Origin of the sequence: Phycicoccus sp. Soil803, assembly GCF_001429685.1 — a bacterium.
Lineage (GTDB): Bacteria > Actinomycetota > Actinomycetes > Actinomycetales > Dermatophilaceae > Pedococcus.
The window spans coordinates 1435592-1452565 of the sequence record NZ_LMST01000001.1 but is presented as its reverse complement, the minus strand read 5'-3'; the positions used below and the strand labels follow the sequence as shown (position 1 = coordinate 1452565).

16 protein-coding genes are annotated in these 16974 nt (G+C 72.1%); 5 read left to right on the top strand and 11 right to left on the bottom strand.

Annotated elements, in window-relative coordinates; genetic code table 11:
• Nucleotides 1-4: 4 nt before the first annotated feature.
• Together mnmA and ASG95_RS06655 are read right to left on the bottom strand one after the other, a co-directional pair.
• Complete coding sequence (mnmA, locus tag ASG95_RS06660; protein ID WP_057378774.1) at nt 5-1090, bottom strand: tRNA 2-thiouridine(34) synthase MnmA; 1086 nt, start codon at nt 1088-1090, stop codon at nt 5-7.
• A complete protein-coding gene (locus ASG95_RS06655) occupies nt 1090-2277 on the bottom strand; it encodes a cysteine desulfurase family protein (protein WP_200961883.1) in 1188 nt (395 codons plus the stop codon). Before ASG95_RS06655 ends, mnmA begins: the two co-directional genes overlap by 1 nt.
• Before the next feature lie 228 nt (nt 2278-2505).
• On the opposite strand from ASG95_RS06655, the gene ASG95_RS06650 reads away from it, so the two are divergent.
• Nucleotides 2506-3981 carry a S8 family serine peptidase gene (locus ASG95_RS06650; RefSeq protein ID WP_057376954.1) on the top strand — a complete coding sequence of 492 codons (1476 nt, stop codon included), beginning with the start codon at nt 2506-2508 and terminating at the stop codon, nt 3979-3981.
• A gap of 229 nt (nt 3982-4210) precedes the next feature.
• Here the strand turns inward: ASG95_RS06650 and ASG95_RS06645 are convergent, their stop codons facing one another.
• On the bottom strand, nt 4211-5170 hold the full coding sequence (locus ASG95_RS06645) for an electron transfer flavoprotein subunit alpha/FixB family protein (RefSeq protein WP_057376953.1): 960 nt from the start codon (nt 5168-5170) through the stop codon (nt 4211-4213).
• 41 nt (nt 5171-5211) lie between these two features.
• Nucleotides 5212-5994, bottom strand: coding sequence for an electron transfer flavoprotein subunit beta/FixA family protein (locus ASG95_RS06640; protein WP_057376952.1), 783 nt, complete (start codon nt 5992-5994; stop codon nt 5212-5214).
• A gap of 157 nt (nt 5995-6151) precedes the next feature.
• Between ASG95_RS06640 and ASG95_RS06635 the strand changes: the two genes are divergently transcribed.
• Complete coding sequence (locus tag ASG95_RS06635; RefSeq protein WP_200961882.1) at nt 6152-6913, top strand: bifunctional 2-polyprenyl-6-hydroxyphenol methylase/3-demethylubiquinol 3-O-methyltransferase UbiG; 762 nt, start codon at nt 6152-6154, stop codon at nt 6911-6913.
• 19 nt (nt 6914-6932) lie between these two features.
• On the opposite strand, the gene arfB is transcribed toward ASG95_RS06635, so the two are convergent.
• Nucleotides 6933-7376, bottom strand: a complete 444-nt coding sequence (gene arfB / locus ASG95_RS06630) for an alternative ribosome rescue aminoacyl-tRNA hydrolase ArfB (protein WP_057378772.1) — start codon at nt 7374-7376, stop codon at nt 6933-6935.
• Between the two features lie 38 nt (nt 7377-7414).
• Nucleotides 7415-8128, bottom strand: coding sequence for a VOC family protein (locus ASG95_RS06625; protein WP_057376950.1), 714 nt, complete (start codon nt 8126-8128; stop codon nt 7415-7417).
• 103 nt (nt 8129-8231) lie between these two features.
• On the opposite strand from ASG95_RS06625, the gene ASG95_RS06620 reads away from it, so the two are divergent.
• Together ASG95_RS06620 and ASG95_RS06615 are read left to right on the top strand one after the other, a co-directional pair.
• Complete coding sequence (locus ASG95_RS06620; protein WP_235543519.1) at nt 8232-8645, top strand: MmcQ/YjbR family DNA-binding protein; 414 nt, start codon at nt 8232-8234, stop codon at nt 8643-8645.
• A gap of 40 nt (nt 8646-8685) precedes the next feature.
• The gene (locus tag ASG95_RS06615; protein ID WP_200961881.1) at nt 8686-10206 is read left to right on the top strand and encodes a 1,4-alpha-glucan branching protein domain-containing protein; all 1521 of its coding nucleotides are present in this window, start codon (nt 8686-8688) and stop codon (nt 10204-10206) included.
• A 58-nt stretch (nt 10207-10264) separates the two neighbouring features.
• On the opposite strand, the gene ASG95_RS06610 is transcribed toward ASG95_RS06615, so the two are convergent.
• Genes ASG95_RS06610 through ASG95_RS06595 form a run of 4 tightly spaced genes read right to left on the bottom strand, consistent with a single transcriptional unit; the run spans nt 10265 to nt 13202 of the window.
• Nucleotides 10265-10921, bottom strand: a complete 657-nt coding sequence (locus ASG95_RS06610) for an acyltransferase (protein ID WP_235543517.1) — start codon at nt 10919-10921, stop codon at nt 10265-10267.
• 26 nt (nt 10922-10947) lie between these two features.
• Nucleotides 10948-11919 (bottom strand): class I SAM-dependent methyltransferase, encoded by a 972-nt coding sequence (locus ASG95_RS06605; protein ID WP_057376947.1) that lies wholly within the window; start codon nt 11917-11919, stop codon nt 10948-10950.
• Between the two features lie 3 nt (nt 11920-11922).
• On the bottom strand, nt 11923-12717 hold the full coding sequence (locus ASG95_RS06600; protein ID WP_057376946.1) for an enoyl-CoA hydratase/isomerase family protein: 795 nt from the start codon (nt 12715-12717) through the stop codon (nt 11923-11925).
• Nucleotides 12714-13202, bottom strand: a complete 489-nt coding sequence (locus tag ASG95_RS06595) for a hypothetical protein (RefSeq protein ID WP_056922757.1) — start codon at nt 13200-13202, stop codon at nt 12714-12716. Before ASG95_RS06595 ends, ASG95_RS06600 begins: the two co-directional genes overlap by 4 nt.
• 35 nt (nt 13203-13237) lie before the next feature.
• Between ASG95_RS06595 and glgX the strand changes: the two genes are divergently transcribed.
• A complete protein-coding gene (glgX, locus tag ASG95_RS06590; protein ID WP_057376945.1) occupies nt 13238-15394 on the top strand; it encodes a glycogen debranching protein GlgX in 2157 nt (718 codons plus the stop codon).
• Between the two features lie 29 nt (nt 15395-15423).
• Here the strand turns inward: glgX and ASG95_RS06585 are convergent, their stop codons facing one another.
• The gene (locus ASG95_RS06585; protein ID WP_057376944.1) at nt 15424-16878 is read right to left on the bottom strand and encodes an FAD-dependent monooxygenase; all 1455 of its coding nucleotides are present in this window, start codon (nt 16876-16878) and stop codon (nt 15424-15426) included.
• Nucleotides 16879-16974 lie beyond the last annotated feature (96 nt).

Here is a 16974-nt window from a genome sequence, read left to right as displayed (position 1 = left end):
CGACCTAGCGCTCCAGCCAGGTCGACGCGATGGTGGCCGATCCCACCACGCGCGTCCCCTCATAGAGGACCACGGACTGTCCCGGCGCGACCCCGCGGAGCCGGCCGGAGAGCCGCACCTCGACATCGTCACCGTCTGCCCAGGCCTGGGCCGGCACCTCCTCGCCGTGCGCTCGCACCTGCGCCCCGACCTCGACCACACCCTCGGGCGGCGGTCCGCACCAACGCGCGTGGTCACCGCGAATCGCGTTGACCCCCAACAGGTCTGACGTGCCGATCAGCACACGGTTGGCGGCGGCGTCGACCTGCACGACGTAGCGCGGGTCACCGTCGAGCGCAGACCGGTCGAGACCCAGACCCCGCCGCTGCCCGACGGTGTAGGCGTAGGCGCCCTGGTGCGACCCGACCACCTCACCAGACTCCGCGTCGACGATCTCGCCGGGCTGCTCCCCCAGCCGCGACGTGAGCCACCCGCGGGTGTCGCCGTCGGCGATGAAGCAGATGTCGTGGGAGTCGGGCTTGCTCGCGACGTAGAAGCCGCGCTCCTTGGCCTCCGCCCGGATGTCCGGCTTGGTGGTGTCGCCGAGGGGGAAGAACGCGCGGGCCAGCTGGTCGGCGTCGAGGACCCCGAGCACGTAGGACTGGTCCTTGGCCATGTCGACCGCGCGGTGCAGCTCGCGCCCGCCGTCGGGCCGCTCGAGGACCTGCGCGTAGTGGCCAGTGGCCACCGCGTCGAAGCCGAGCGCGAGCGCCTTGTCGAGCAGCGCCGAGAACTTGATCTTCTCGTTGCAGCGCAGGCACGGGTTGGGGGTCCGCCCTGCGGAGTACTCGGCGACGAAGTCCTCCATGACGTCGCGCTTGAACCGCGCGGCCATGTCCCAGACGTAGAACGGGATCCCGAGCACGTCGGCGACCCGCCGGGCGTCGCCCGCGTCCTCGATGGTGCAGCAGCCACGGGCGGACTCCCGCAGGGTGGCAGCACTCTGTGACAGCGCGAGGTGCACGCCCACGACCTCGTGCCCGGCGTCGAGCATGCGTCCCGCCGCGACGGCGGAGTCGACGCCGCCGGACATCGCGGCGACGACCCGCATCAGCCGGCCCACCCGCTGGCCCGACGCGCCCGGTCGATGGCGGCGGGCAGCGCCGCAAGCACCGCGTCCACGTCGGCGTCCGTCGAGGTGTGGCCGAGCGTCAGGCGCAGGGCACCCTTGGCGGACTCCTCGGGGATCCCCATCGCCAGCAACACGTGCGACGGCTGCGGCACGCCGGCCTGGCAGGCCGAGCCCGTGGAGCACTCCACGCCTGCGGCGTCGAGGAGGTAGAGCAGCGAGTCACCCTCGCAGCCGGGGACGAGCAGGTGGGCGTTGCCCGGCAGGCGGTGTATGCCGTCGCCGGCCTCCCAGGCGCCGGTCACGGTCACGTCGTAGCCCAGCGCCATCGCCTCGCGGACCAGCCGGTCGCGCAGAGCCACGAGTCGCGGGGCCTCCGTGGGGACGGTCTGCACCGACTCCTCCATGGCCACCGCGAAGGCTCGGATGGCCGGGACGTCGAGGGTGCCGCTGCGGATCTGCCGCTCCTGTCCCCCGCCGAAGCTCTGCGGCACCACCACTGCGTCACGACGCACCAGCAGCGCGCCCACCCCGAGGGGACCGCCGACCTTGTGGCCGGTGACCGTCATCAGGTCGGCCCCGGAGGCGGTGAAGTCGACCGGGAGGTGCCCAGCCGCCTGGACGGCGTCGGTGTGGAACGGCACGCCGAACTCGTGGGCCAGCGCGGCGAGGTCGGCCACCGGTTGGACCGTGCCCACCTCGTTGTTCGCCCACATCACCGTGACGAGCGCGACGGAGTCGGGGTCCTGCTCGATGGCTGCGCGCACGGCCCCGGTGGTGATGAAGCCGGCCGGGTCGGGGTCGACCCAGGTGACCTTCGCGCCCTCGTGGGAGACCAGGTGCTCCACGCAGTCGAGGACGGCGTGGTGCTCGATGGAGCTGCAGACGATGCGGATGCGGGCGGGGTCGGACTCGCGGCGGGCCTCGAACGTCCCGGCCACCGCCAGGTTGTCCGACTCGGTGCCACCGGACGTGAAGACGACCTCCGACGGACGGGCGCCCAGGGCCTTCGCCAGCCGCTCGCGCGACTCCTCCACGACGCGGCGCGCCATCCGGCCCGAGGTGTGCAGGGACGACGCGTTGCCGGTGGTGGCCAGCTGGTCGGCCATCGCCGCGATGGCCGATGGCAGCATCGGCGTGGTGGCGGCATGGTCGAGGTAGGCGGTCACTGGCGAAAGTTTACGCGTCAACCGCTCAACCTTCCGCGCGAGTCCGCGTCGGGGTCCGGCGAGGGCATCGGCTACGTCGAGTGAGCACCCCACGCTCCGGAGGCGCTGATTCCTGACCGTCCCTTTACCTACCTGCACGTAACCGCCCGGGCGCACCTTCGTTGCACACGGCATACCGACCATCGCCGTAGCTGGTCAGTCACGCTGGCCAGCGCCGAAGGGAAACCCATGCACACCGTGAAGAGAACCCGGACCGTCGTCGCGACGGCCGCCACGGCGGCCCTCGCCGCCGTGGCCCTCGCCACGCCCGCGTCCGCGGGTCTGCTGTCCTCAGGCCTCGCGTCGAAGGGCACGGGCCTCGCGCCGGTCCAGCCCTGGCTGGCGTCCCAGCTGGGCGTGCTCAAGGCCGCGACCCCGACCACCGTCCTCGTGCACGGCACCGACCTGGCCTCGGCCACCAAGGCGGTCCAGGCCGTCGGCCTGCGCAAGGTGACCTCGTTCGACAAGGTCGGCGTGGTCGTGGCAACCGGCCTGCCCGCCCAGGTGCAGGCGGTGCGTGCGCAGCCGGGCGTCACCTACGTCGAGGGCAACCGGCCCATCGAGATGCTGCTGTCGACCTCCAACAAGGCGACCCGCGGCGACGAGGCGCGCAACACCCTCACCGGCGCGAACGGCACGGCCCTCGACGGCAAGGGTGTCTCGGTCGCCGTGATCGACTCCGGCGTCGACCCGACCCACCCGTTCCTCCAGAACGCCGACGGCACCAGCGCCGTCGTCAAGAACCTCAAGATGGTCTGCGAGCCCCTGACCGAGAGCACCTGTGCCCCGGTCGACGCCGGCTCGCTCGACACCGACCTGGTCTCGGGTGGCGGTCACGGCATGCACGTCAACGGCATCGTCGCCGGTCGCGACGTCACCCTCGCGGACGGCACGAAGATGCACGGTGCCGCACCGGGCGCGAGCCTCGTGAGCATCAGCACGGGTGCGGTCCTGTTCATCATCGGGGCCGACGCGGCGCTCAACTGGGTGCTCGAGAACCACAACGCTCCCTGTGGCGCAGGGGTCTCCGCGGCCACCTGCCCGCCGATCAAGGTGACGTCGAACAGCTACGGACCCACCGGCGGTGGCGCGTTCGACCCGAACTCGGCCACGGTCAAGATCCAGCGTGAGCTGGTCAAGGAAGGCGTGGTGAGCGTCTGGGCCAACGGCAACGACGGCGGCGACGGCTCCGAGGACCTGTCCAACCCGCCCGGCAAGGACCCGACCCCCGGCATCCTCTCGGTCGCCTCGTTCTTCGACCAGAACACCGGCACCCGTGACGGCACCGTCTCCGACTTCTCCAGCCGCGGCAAGGCCGGCGACAAGTCGACCTACCCGGACATCTCGGCGCCGGGTGAGGACATCACCAGCTCGTGCCGGATCTACCTGCCGATCTGCTCCACGGGGCTCGACCCGCAGGAGGGCGGCGACTACAACACGATCAGCGGCACCTCGATGGCCACCCCGCACATCTCGGGCATCGTCGCGCAGCTGTTCCAGGCCAACCCCGCAGCCACCCCGGCGCAGATCGAGGCGGCCCTGGAGTCCACGGCCTACAAGTACACGGACGGTGCCCCGTACGAGTCGGGCACCAACGGCACGACGAGCTTCGACAAGGGCCACGGCCTGGTCGACGTCGTCGCCGCCGCCAACGCTGTTCGCTGACAGCCCAGCGCAACAGCGCGGCGTCTTCGGAGTCCCGTGAGGGGGGTTCCGAAGACGCCGACACCGCCGCCACGCGACCCAACCCCGCAGGCAGGCGGCGCGAACGCCCCGGACCCCCTGTCCGGGGCGTTCGCCTTGGCACGAGACGCGAAGCGCCCCGGACCACAGATGGTCCGGGGCGCTTCGTCGGTATGCCGGGTGGCCGACGCGCGAGCGCCGGCCGGAGCGGTCAGCCCTTGGCTGCGTTGACTGCCTCGGTGGCCTGCGGGAGGACCGTGAAGAGGTCACCCACGACACCGAAGTCGACGAGCTCGAAGATCGGGGCCTCCTCGTCCTTGTTGATCGCGATGATCGTCTTGGACGTCTGCATGCCGGCACGGTGCTGGATGGCGCCGGAGATGCCGCACGCGACGTAGAGCTGCGGCGACACCTGCTTGCCGGTCTGGCCGACCTGCGAGGTGTGCGGGTACCAGCCGGCGTCGACGGCGGCGCGCGAGGCGCCGACCGCCGCACCGAGGGAGTCGGCGAAGGTCTCGACGGGCGAGAAGTCGCCGCCGGTGCCGCGACCACCGGAGACCACGATCGCGGCCTCGGTGAGCTCGGGACGGCCGGTGGCCTCCTTGGGCTTGGACTCGGTCACCTTGGCGCCCTTGGCGGCGTCGGAGATGGTCGGCTCGAAGACCTCGTCGGCGGCCGCACCGGCTGCCTCCTCGGGCGTCGCCGAGTTGGGCTTGACCGTGATGATCGGGGTGCCCTTGGTGACGGTGGCCTTGACGCTGTAGGACCCGGCGAACACGGACTGGGTCGTGGTGACCCCGCCACCGTCCCCGGCCTGCACGTCGACGGCGTCGGTGATCAGACCGGAGTCGGTCTTGATCGCCAGGCGGGCCGCGATCTCCTTGCCGGCCGAGTTGCTCGGGATGAGCACCGCGGCGGCGGAGGTCTTCTCGACCAGCTGCGCGAGCAGCTCGGCCTGCGGGGCCACCAGGTAGTCGGTCACGTCGGCGTCCTCCACGCGGTAGACCTTCTCCGCGCCGAACCTGGCCAGCGTCTCCTTCGCGGCGTCGAACCCGTCGCCGACGAAGACGGCACTGGGCTCGCCGAGGCGGCGGGCGATGGTCAGCAGCTCCGAGGTGGTCTTGCGGACGGTGCCGTTCGCGTGGTCGACCAGGACAAGTACTTCAGCCATTTGCGGTCTCTCTCCCTATGTCTTTGGTGGCCGGACCGAGCTCAGACGAACTTCTGCGCGGTCAGGAACTCCGCGAGCTTGGTGCCGCCGTCGCCGTCGTCGGTGACGATCTGGCCCTGCTCGCGCGGGGGGCGCTTGGTGAACGACTCGACCTTGGTCCAGGCGGCGTCGAGGCCGACCTGCGAGGCGTCGATGCCGAGGTCGGCCAACGCCCACTCCTCGACCGGCTTCTTCTTCGCGGCCATGATCCCCTTGAACGAGGGGTAGCGCGGCTCGTTGATCTGGTCGGTGACCGACACCAGCGCGGGCAGCGTGGCGACGATGGTCTCCGACGCGGCGTCACCGTCGCGGCGGATCGTCACGGTCGAACCGTCGACGGACAGCTCGGAGGCGAAGGTCACCTGCGGCAGCCCGAGGCGCTCGGCGAGCATCGCCGGGACGACGCTCATCGTGCCGTCGGTGGAGGCCATGCCGGTGATCACGAGGTCGGGCGTGCCGGTCTTCTTCACGGCCTCGGCCAGGACCAGCGAGGTGGCCACGGCGTCGGAGCCGTGGATCGCGTCGTCCTTGACGTGGACCGCCTTGTCGGCGCCCATCTGCAACGCCTTCTTCAGCGCGTCGGCGGCCTGGTCGGGGCCGACGGTGACCACGGTCACCTCGCCCTCGCCGGCTTCCACCAGCTTCAGGGCCTCCTCGACGGCGTACTCGTCGAGCTCGGACAGCAGTCCGTCGACGCCCACCCGGTCGGTGGTGTTGTCGGACTCGTTGAACGTGCGGTCGGACTGTGCGTCCGGCACGTACTTCACGCAGACGACGATGTTCATGTGCTGATCGTCCCCTTCTTGGAATGGCTACTGGGATCGACCGTGGTGATCGACGATTGGGTCAGGTGCCATCCTTACAGCCCGTGCCCGGAATCGACACGCCACCACCGCGTGACGCTCACCACGGGGCCCGCTCGACCAGCCGAGAGAGGTGATGGTGGCCACACCGCTGACGATCACCGGCGAGCGAACCGTGCCCGGGGTGGCCTCCGAGAACTACTGGTTCCGACGCCACGAGGCCGGGTATGCCGCCGTGCCCGGCTGGGTGCCGTCGATCCCCGCCGTCGTGCTCGACGCCGGCTGCGGCGAGGGGTATGCCGCGGGCCTCCTCGACGCCGCCTGGCCGGGAGTGCGCGTGGTCGGCGTGGACTACGACGCGGCGACCACCGCCCACGCCGGGCGGACCCACGGGGGTGAGCGGGCGGCATACCTGCGGGGTGCGCTGACGGCGCTCCCCCTGGCCGCCGGCGCCGTCGACGTGGCGGTCTCGCTCCAGGTGCTCGAGCACATCTGGACGCCCGGCCACTACGTGCGCGAGCTGGCCCGGGTCACCCGCGACGGAGGGGTGCTGGTCGTCTCCACCCCGAACCGGCTCACCTTCTCCCCCGGGCTGGGTCGCCGGGAGAAGCCGTCGAACGTCTACCACTGCCGCGAGTACGACGCGGCGGAGCTCGGCGACGAGGTGCGCCGCTGGCTGCCCGGCGCTGCGGTCGAGGTGGTCGGGCTCGGCCACGGTGAGCGGCTGGAGCTCTGGGAGTCGGCGCGGGGCTCGGTCGTCGCCGCCCAGCAGGACCGGGACCCCGGGGCGTGGGACGACGACCTGCGCGCGACCGTGGAGTCGGTGACGGCGCAGGACTTCGTGCTCGGCGACCCACAGGACGCGAGCCTCGACCTGTTCGCCGTGGTGCGGCTGCCCTAGCCTCCGCGACGGGGCGCGGTCAGCCGTCGTCGACGGTGCGCCGGCCGGACTTGAGCTGACCGCGACGCTTCTTGGCGTCGACCCGGCGCCGCTGCGAGCCCTTGGTCGGCCGGGTCGGCCGACGGGTCGGCGGGTCGGGGGCGGCCGCCTCGCGCAGCATCATCACGAGGCGCTGCCGCGCGACCACGCGGTTCTGGCGCTGGGACCGGTGCTCCGACGCCACGACGAGCAGCCGGCCGCCGACGAGCTTCGGCGCCAACCGCTCCAGCAGGCGCTCGCGGGTAGCGTCGGGCAGGGCCGCGACCGCTCGGGACACCGACGGGTCGAAGTCGAGCTCGACCCGGCTGTCCGTCGTGTTGACGCCCTGACCACCGGGCCCGGACGAGCGGGAGAACCGCTCGACCAGCTCGCCGGCGTCGATGACCAGGCCGTGGCGCAGGCCGGGACCCGCGGGCACGCGCAGGGGCGCCCCGGGTTGCGGTCTGCCGCCAGGAGCCGCGATCACGGCAGGAGGCGCAGCTCGTTGCCGTCGGGGTCGGCCAGGGTCGTGCCGCCGCCCTCCCGGCCCGCCAGGTCCCAGTCGCCCACCCGCGTCGCCCCCAGTGACAGGAGGCGGTCGACCTCCGACTCGTGGTCGTCCGTGGTGGCCAGCAGCAGGCGCTGGCGGTTCGTGGTGGGCTTGGGGGCCAGTGGCGGACCTCCCCAGGCGAGCTTCGTCCCACCCGCGGGCGACTGGATGGCGGTCTCCTCGTCCTGGTCCCAGACCAGCGGCCAGCCGAGCACCTCGCTCCAGAAGACGCCCACGTCGCGGGTCCCGTCGCAGGCCAGCTCGCCGAGGAAGCCGCAGCCCGCGAGGAACGAGCTGTCCGGCGGGATGACACAGAGCTCGTTGCCCTCGGGGTCGGCCAGGACGACATGCCCCTCCTCCGGCAGCTGGCCGACGTCGAGGTGGCTGGCCCCGAGGCCGATCGCCTCAGCCACGACCCGCTCCATGTCGCCCTCGTCGGTGCTCGTGAGGTGGAGGTGGATCCGGTTGGGGCCGGTCTTCTCGCTGGGGCTGGCCACGAACCGCAGACCCACCTGGGTCTGGTCCCCTGCCAGGAGCAAGCCGCCGGCACGCTCCTCCACCGGTCGGTCCAGCACCGATCCCCAGAAGCGGGCCAGCTCGGCAGGACGGTGCGCGTCGAAGTCGACGGCCACCAGGGTGGAGGACATGCCCGCACCGTGTCATGGGCCCGACGAGGGGGCAACCGGATTTGGCTGGCGGCTGGGCTGCACGGGCCTGCGCCTGTCGGTGCGCGGGACTAGGGTCGCGGCCGTGGGAGACGTCGACGACGATCTCGACCCGGCCCTGGTGGCCCGGGTCGCCGCGATCTGCCTCGCGCTGCCCGAGACCCACGAGCAGGACGCCTGGATCGGCGTGCGGTGGCGGATCCGCCAGCGCACCTTCGCCCACCTCGCCCACGTCGACCCGCGCGGCGGCTCGGTCTTCGGGCTGGCCGCGCGACTGCGCAGTCCGGCCGACGTCATCACGTTCCGCTCCTCCGGCGCGGAGCTCGACGCCCTGGTCCACTCGGGGCTGCCGTTCTACAAGCCGGACTGGAGCCCCCACGTCATCGGCATGGTGCTCGACGACGACACCGACTGGGACGAGGTCGCCGAGCTGCTGTCCGACAGCTACTGCCTGATGGCCCCGAAGAAGCTCGCCCGCCTGGTCCAGCCACCTGCCTGACCCCTCCGATGCCCCGGGCAGTGCGGCAGACTGGTGGCTTGTGACTCCACCCGTGCCGGGCGCCTTCTGCCTCGTCCTGCACTCCCACCTGCCCTGGCTCCCGGGACACGGCGTGTGGCCGCTCGGCGAGGAGTGGCTCTTCCAGGCCTGGGTGGAGTCCTACCTGCCCCTGGTCGCGGAGCTGGACTCGCTGGCGGCCGAAGGCCATCGTGACGTGCTGACCCTCGGGGTCACCCCCGTGCTCGCCGCCCAGCTCGACGACCCCCGGATGCGCCGGGACGCCGCGACGTGGGCGGGGCTGTGGGGCCTGCGGGCCCGTGAGATGGGGTTCGACCCCGACCCGCACCGCCGGTCGACCGCCGAGCGGGAGTATGCCGGTGCCACCGGTGCCGCACGCCTGCTCGGGTCGCGCTGGAGTGCCGGCGGGTCGCCGGTCCTGCGGGGGCTGCGCGACCAGGGCGTGGTCGAGCTGCTGGGCGGCCCGAGCGCCCACCCGTTCCTTCCCCTGCTGATGCCGGAGCTGGCGGCGCTCGCGCAGCAGGCGGGCCTGGCCGACAGCGCGTGGCGACTCGGCGAACGGCCCCGCGGCATCTGGTCACCCGAGTGCGGGTGGCACCCGTCGCTCGCGCAGGCGTTCACCGACGCCGGCGTCGGCCACTTCGTCGTCGACGAGCAGACGGTGCGCGACTCCGGCGGCCACCCGCATGCCGCGTGGCGGGTGGCCGGGACCGACGTGGTGGCCGTGCCCCGCAACCTCGAGGTCACCAACCTCATCTGGTCCTCGCGCAGCGGCTACCCCGCCTCACCCGCCTACCGCGACTTCCACGCCCGCGAGGAGTTCACCGGCATCCGGTTGTGGGCGATCACCGAGCCCGATGTGGACGTGGGGCGCAAACGGCCCTACGACCCCGACGAGGCTCGCGGCCAGGTGGACCACGACGTGGCGCACTTCGTCGACGCCGTCCGCGACCAGCTGCTGCACGCGCACGAGGTGCGCGGCGAGCCGGGACTGGTCGTCGCGGCCTACGACACCGAGCTCTTCGGGCACTGGTGGCACGAGGGGCCGGCGTTCCTCGGCAAGGCGATCCGTGCCCTGCGGCGCGCGGGGGTCACGGTGACCACCGTCGAGAAGGCGATCGCCCTGGGTCACGTCGCCGGCGACCTCGACCTGGCTCCGGGCTCGTGGGGCGCGGGCAAGGACTACTCGGTGTGGGACGGCCCGGCGGTGCGCCAGATCGCGCACGAGAACGAGTGGCTGCAACGGCGCTGGCTCGACGTGCTCGGCCGCGAGCGCGCCGCCGGTCGCCTCGACACCCGCCGACCCGACCTCGACCAGCTGCTGCAGACCTTGTGGCACGCGCTGTCGAGCGACTGGGCCTTCCTCGTCACGCGTGGGCAGTCGGTCGACTACGCCCGACGCCGGGCCGAGGAGCACCGTCGCGACTTCCACCTCCTCGCCCAGCTCATCGAGGACGGCCGCCGCGACCAGGCGCTCGACGAGGCCAGGCGACAGGGCGTGCAGGACAACGCATTTCCCGCCCTGGACGCCCGCCTCGGGTGACTCCCGAGCAGGGCGTCGCGCACGTGACAGGGCGGTGGCGCGGGCGCGCGTCAGCCGCTCACTCGCGGGTCTTGACGACCCGCCCCGGTATGCCGGCCACGACCGACCGCGGCGGGTAGTCACCGCGGGCGACGGCCGAGGCCGCGACCACGCTCTGGTCGCCGAGGTCGGTGCCGCGCGTGACGACGACCTTGGTGCCGAGCCAGACGTCGTCACCGATGCGCACCGGCGTCTTGACGATGCCCTGGTCCTTGATCGGCACCTCCAGCGAGGTCGTCACGTGGTCGAAGTCGCAGATGTAGACGTCGTCCCCGAACAGGCACGCCTGCCCGATCGAGATGTCGATCCAGCAGTTGATGGTGTTCCGGATCCCGATGACCGACTTGGCACCGATCCGCAGCGTGCCCTCGTGGGCGCGGACGCGGGCGTGCGCACCGAAGTGGGTGTACGCGCCGACCACGAGCCGGCCGTAGCCTTCCCTGACCTCGAACCGCACGTCCGGGCCGATGAAGCAGGGCCCCTCGAACCGCAGCGACGGGTACCGCGCACTCGCCCGCGCCATCCGCAGGTAGCTCAGCAGGTGGTGCCGGGTGAAGGCCCGGTTGGTCGTCGCCCAGACCACCCAGCGGACCCACGCCAGCGGCCGGGGCAGGCCGGAGGGACCGCGCTCGCCGTGGTCGGCCGGCGACATGTCCGCATTGGCTGCAGAGGTCACGGGTGGCTCGTCTCGGTGGGGTTCGGTCAGCCGGGCTTCACGCCGGTGATGCCGACGTTGTAGAAGAGCCGGGCCGGCACCGCCTTGGCCAGCACGCGGTCGACGGCCGACAGCCGCTTCCACGAGCCGTAGGCGAACATCGCCCAGCCCCAGCCGAGCGCACCGGGCTTGACGGCTGCCTCGAACGTGCGGATCGGCCATCCCAGGAACGCCGCGGTGAGCTCCTCGGTCTGGGTGCGGACGCCGACGGCACCCGCGCGCAGCGCCGTCCGGGCCAGCTCGTCCGGGTCGAAGGTGTGCAGGTCGACGACGGCCTCCAGGGCCGCGGCGCGCGACGACTCGTCGAGCTCCTCCTGGTCCTTGGCCCACCTGTCGCGCAGCGCCGGGAGCCGGGTGACGGCCGTGGTCGCCTGCCAGGTCACCCGGCCGAGCCTGCGGGCGTACCAGTCGCCCACCCTGGTGGGCTCCCCCGCGACGACGAACCGGCCGCCGGGCTTCAGCACCCGCAGGACCTCGCGGAACGCCGCCTCGACGTCGGGGATGTGGTGGATCACGGCATGACCGACGACGACCTCGAAGGTGTTGTCGTCGTAGGGAATTCGCTCGGCATCGGCGACCCTGCCCTGCACCGTGAAGCCCAGCGCCTCGGCGTTCGCCTTGGCGGCCTCGACCATCCCGGGCGACAGGTCGGTGACGTGCACCTCGTCGAGGATCCCGGCCTGCTTGAGGTTGAGCGAGAAGAACCCGGTGCCGGCGCCCAGCTCGAGGGCCGTCCCGTACGGGAGCGGGTCAGGCGTGCCGGTGATGGCGTGGAACCGGTCGCGGGCGTAGTCGACACAGCGCTCGTCGAACGAGATCGACCACTTGTCGTCGTAGGTCTGCGCTTCCCAGTCGTGGTAAAGCACCTGGGCCAGCTTGTTGTCGGCGTAGGCGGCGGAGACCTGCTCGGCGGTGGCCGCGCGCACCGGGCCGGCCGCGCTCGTCGGCGTGGACGACATGGGTCAGGCGCCCTCGAACTTCGCCTTGCCCGGACCGTTCTCGACGAACGACCGCATGCCGATCTCCCGGTCCTTGGTGGCGAACAGGCCGCTGAACAGCATCCGCTCGATCTCCAGCCCGGTCTCGAGGTCGGTCTCCAGGCCCCGGTCGATGGCTTCCTTGGCAGCGCGGATCGCGTAGGCGGGACCGCCGACGTACGGCGCGAGTCGCGCCTTCGCGGCGGCATACACGTCCTCGGCCTCGACCACCTCGTCGACGAGCCCGATCGCGAGCGCCTCGTCCGCGGAGACGAACCGTCCGGAGAACACGATGTCCTTGGCCTTGGCCGGGCCCACCAGACGAGCCAGCCGCTGGGTGCCGCCGGCGCCGGGGATGATGCCGAGCAGGATCTCGGGCTGGCCGAGCTTGGCGTTCTTGGCCGCAACCCGGAAGTCGCAGGCCAGGGCGACCTCGCAGCCACCGCCGAGCGCGTAGCCGGTGATGGCGGCCACGGTCGGCTTGGGGATGCGGGCCAGCGTGCGGGTGAAGTCCTGGAGGGCACCGGAGTGGTCGGCCATGTCCGTGTAGGACATTCCCTCCATCTCCTTGATGTCGGCACCGGCGGCGAAGACCTTCTCGCCGCCGTAGAGGACGACCCCGGCGACGTCGCGTCGCTGGCCGGCCTCGATCGCCGCCGCCGACAGGGCGGACTGGACCTCGGCGTTGAGGGCGTTCATCGGCGGGCGGTTGAGCCGGATCGTGGCGATCCCACCCTCGACCTCGAGCGAGACCACGTCCGTGGGGGTGCCGTCGCTCATGCCGGGCCTCCCCCGGGCGCGGGCTGGCCCGCGCCGGGACCGGTGTCCTCGCCGCCGCCCATGATCCGCTCGTGCCACATCTGCACACCCGCGAGGACGAGCTGGATGGAGACGTTGACCAGGGCCGGGACGTCGCTGTTCTGGTCGACGATGTGCTCGCTCGTCACGACCAGGGTGTCGTTGGCCAGCCCGGCCTTCACGACGTTCATCTGCAGGGTGATCTCGTTGCAGGTGGCCAGGCGGGTCAGCGGGTCGCTCGGGACCGCGTCGCTGATCGCCCACTGTCCGAAGACGCGCATGATCTGGAAGTCGCCCTCGGTGCAGCGCACGAACAGCTGCTGGTCCTGCACCGTGAAGGCGACGTCGCCGTCGTTGTCCACGTTGGGCGCCAGTGACTGGTCGATCAGGGCGTCCAGGACCCGTCCGCGCAGGGGGTGTTCGTTCGCGGGCGGGGGGAAGTTGGGCAGCGAAGTCGGATCCGTCATGTGCCCAACCGTAACCACTGCCTAGGCTGAGGGCCATGTCGCCCGCCACGCGCCTGCGTGACCTTCCTCCCACCCTCGGCATGACGCTCGTCGAGGGCGGTGCCGAGTTCGCCGTCTATGCAGGTCACGCCGATTCGGTGGAGGTCTGCCTCTACGACGCGGACGACCTGGACGGCAGCTCGGAGCGTCGGCTGCCCCTCACCGAGCGCACCCACGGCATCTGGTTCGGCTTCCTCCCGGGGGTGGGTCCGGGCCAGCGCTACGCCCTGCGGGCCGACGGGCCGTGGCGCCCCGCCGAGGGCCTGCGCTACAACCCGGCCAAGCTGCTGCTCGACCCCTACGCCCGCGCCATCGAGGGTGACGTCGCCTGGACCCCCGAGGTGTTCGCCCACCGGGTCGACGAGCGGCTCAAGGGCGACGACCTCGTGCGCAGCCCCACCGACAGCGCGGGGTCGGTGCCGCGGTGCGTGGTGGTCGACGGGGGCTTCGACTGGGGCGGCGACGCGCCGCCGCACACCCCGCTGGCCGAGACCGTCATCTACGAGGCCCACGTGCGCAGCCTCACGATGCAGCACCCCGAGGTGCCCGAGCACCTCCGAGGCACGTATGCCGGTCTGTGCCACCCGTCGGTCATCGCCCACCTGAAGGCCCTGGGCGTCACCGCGGTCGAGCTGCTCCCCGTGCAGGCCTTCACGTCCGAGCCCGAGGTGGTGCAGCGCGGCCTGACCAACCACTGGGGCTACAACACCCTCGGCTTCTTCGCCCACCACGCGAGGTACGCCTCCACGACCGACCCGCAGGGCGCGCTCGAGGAGTTCAAGGGCATGGTGCGGCTGCTCCACGCCGAGGGCATCGAGGTGCTCCTCGACGTCGTCTACAACCACACCGCCGAGCAGTCCGGACGCGTCGGCGCCTCGTTGTCGTGGCGGGGCCTGGACAACCGGGCCTACTACCGGCTCGACGAACGCGGCCAGGACATCGACGTCACCGGCTGCGGCAACACCCTCGACCTGCGGCACGCGATGGTCTGCAAGATGGTGCTCGACTCCCTGCGGTACTGGGTCAACGAGTGCCACGTCGACGGCTTCCGCTTCGACCTCGCCGTCGCGCTCGGGCGTGGCCAGAACGACGACTACGACCCCAACCACCCCTTCCTCGTCGCCCTGCGCACCGACCCCGTGCTGTCCCGGGTCAAGCTCATCGCCGAGCCCTGGGACGTCGGCATCCACGGCTGGCGGACGGGTCAGTTCCCGCCCCCGTTCGCCGAGTGGAACGACCGGTTCCGCGACTCGGTGCGCACCTTCTGGCTCGACGACCTCAAGGCCCAGGCCGCCGGTCACCACCAGGGCCACGGGGTGCGCGAGCTGGCCACCCGGATGGCCGGGTCGCAGGACCTGTTCGGGTCTCGCGACCGCGGACCGGTCGCGTCGGTGAACTTCGTCGCCGCCCACGACGGCTTCACCACCAGCGACCTGACCCGCTACAACTCCAAGCACAACGGGCCCAACGGCGAGGGCAACCGCGACGGCAGCGACAACAACCGCTCCTGGAACCACGGCGTCGAGGGCCCGGACACCGGCCTCGCGGATCCCGAGGTCGAGGAGGTGCGGCGGCGATCGGTGCGCAACCTGCTGGGCTCCACCCTGCTCGCCACGGGGGTGCCGATGCTCAACGCGGGCGACGAGTTCGGCCGCAGCCAGAGCGGCAACAACAACCCGTACTGCCAGGACAACCCGACGTCGTGGTTCTCGTGGGGGCTCGAGCCGTGGCAGCAGGACCTGCTCGCGACGACGCGGTTCCTCACCCGGCTGCGGGCCGACCACCCGGTCCTGCGCCAGCGCACCTTCTTCACCGGTCGCGAGGTGCACGAGGACGGCTCGACCGACCTCGCGTGGTTCGACATCGAGGGCGAGCCGATGGAGAACGGCCGGTGGGAGGACCCGTCGACCCGCACCCTGCAGATGCTGCTCAACGGCGCCTGGGTGGGCCACGCCTCCGTGCTGGTCGTGCTGCACGGCTCCTCCGACCCCGGGAAGGTGACGCTGCCAGCCGTTCCCGGCCTCACGGCATACCAGCTGTTGTGGGACTCGACCGACGAGCGCCCGGGACCGCCCGGCGACCCGACGCCCCCGGGTCCGGTCGAGGTCGGACCGACCTGCATCCGGGTCTACCGGGCGACCGACGCCACCTGACCGCGCGCAGCCCCGTCGCCTGGCTGCGCTCAGCCGGCGGGTGTGCCGAACCAGGTCGTGAGGGCCTCGTCGAGCCCGGCTGCCGTCCCCTCGCCCACCCACGCCACGTGGCCGTCGGGTCGGACCAGGACTGCCGTCGGCGCCGTGACGGCCCCGACGACGGGCAGCACCCAGGGGCCGGGGCTCTCGGCGTCCACCCGCTTGACCCGGTCCGCCAGCCGGGCGGTCTCGAGGCTGCCCGGCTCGCCGAGGTCGAGCAGGAGGGGGCGGGCGTCGTGGAGCAGCTCGAAGACGCTGCGGGGGCCGTCGGCGGTGACCAGGTCGAGGTCGGGCATGCGTCGTCCCAGCAAGGGGTGTCCCTCGCCGAGGTCGTGGGCCACGTCGAGTCCGGACAGGAGGCCGGCGAGCTGGCTGCGTGGCTCGTCCGAGCGCAGCACGTCGGCGAACGTCGCCCGGAGGGCGTCGGTGCGCGCGTCGCTGCGCTGCAACAGCGCCTGGGTCACGACGTTGCTCAGGACGCGAGCCGTGGCTGGGTGGCGCTCGGCGACGTAGGTGTCGAGGAGCACCTCGGGTGAGTCGCCCTTGGCCACCTGGGCCAGCTTCCAGCCGAGGTTGACCGCATCCTGCACACCCAGCCCGATCCCCTGGCCGCCGGTCGGCGGGTGGATGTGCGCGGCGTCCCCCGCGACCAGCACCCGCCCGCGCCGGTAGTCGGCCGCCTGCAGGGCCGCGTCGGTGAACCGGGAGATCCACGCGGGGTCGTGGATCCCGAAGTCCGTGCCGTAGACGTCGGTGAGGGCTGCGCTGAGGTCGGCGAGGGTGGGCTCGGTGGCGTCGCCCAGCTCCCGCTCGGTCACGACCATGCCGAAGGTGGTGCCCTGGACGAGGTTGATGCCGTGGATCCCCACGTCGTCGTGCCGGATCCCGGTGGGTGGCTCCTCCGAGAGCTGGGCCTCGGCGATGAGGTGGCTGCGGGTGGCCCGTGCACCGACGAGCTCGATGCCCACCGCCTTGCGGACGACGCTGCGACCGCCGTCGGTACCGACGAGGTAGCCGGTCCGCCGCCGGGTGCCGTCCGCGAGGAGGACGTCGACCCCGTTGTCGTCCTGGCGGAGTCCGGTGACCTCCACGCCGAAGCTGATCGGGACCCCGAGCTCGTCGATCCAGCCGCGCAGGATGTCCTCGACGTGACCTTGCGACAGGCCGAGCGTGTAGGGATGGCGCGTGGGGAGGCTGGCCACGTCCAGCGGGATGCCGGCGAAGCTCATCGCCTGGAAGGTCTGGCCCTCGGCGAGGAAACGGTCGGCGATGCCGCGCTGGTCGAAGACCTCGATCGTCCGCGAGTGGAAGCCTCGGGCGCGGGTGCCCACCAGCTCAGGGGTCGGGCGACGCTCGAGGACGAGGACCGGCACGCCGGCCAGCGCCAGCTCTCCGGCCAGCATCAGGCCGGTCGGCCCGGCACCGACGATCGTCACGTCGTTCATGTCGCCCCCTCGCCCGAGTCGCCGTCGGTCATGTCGCCGTCGGTGATGTCGCCGTCGGTCCGGTCGCCGTCGATCATGCCAGCCCGGGCCATCGGC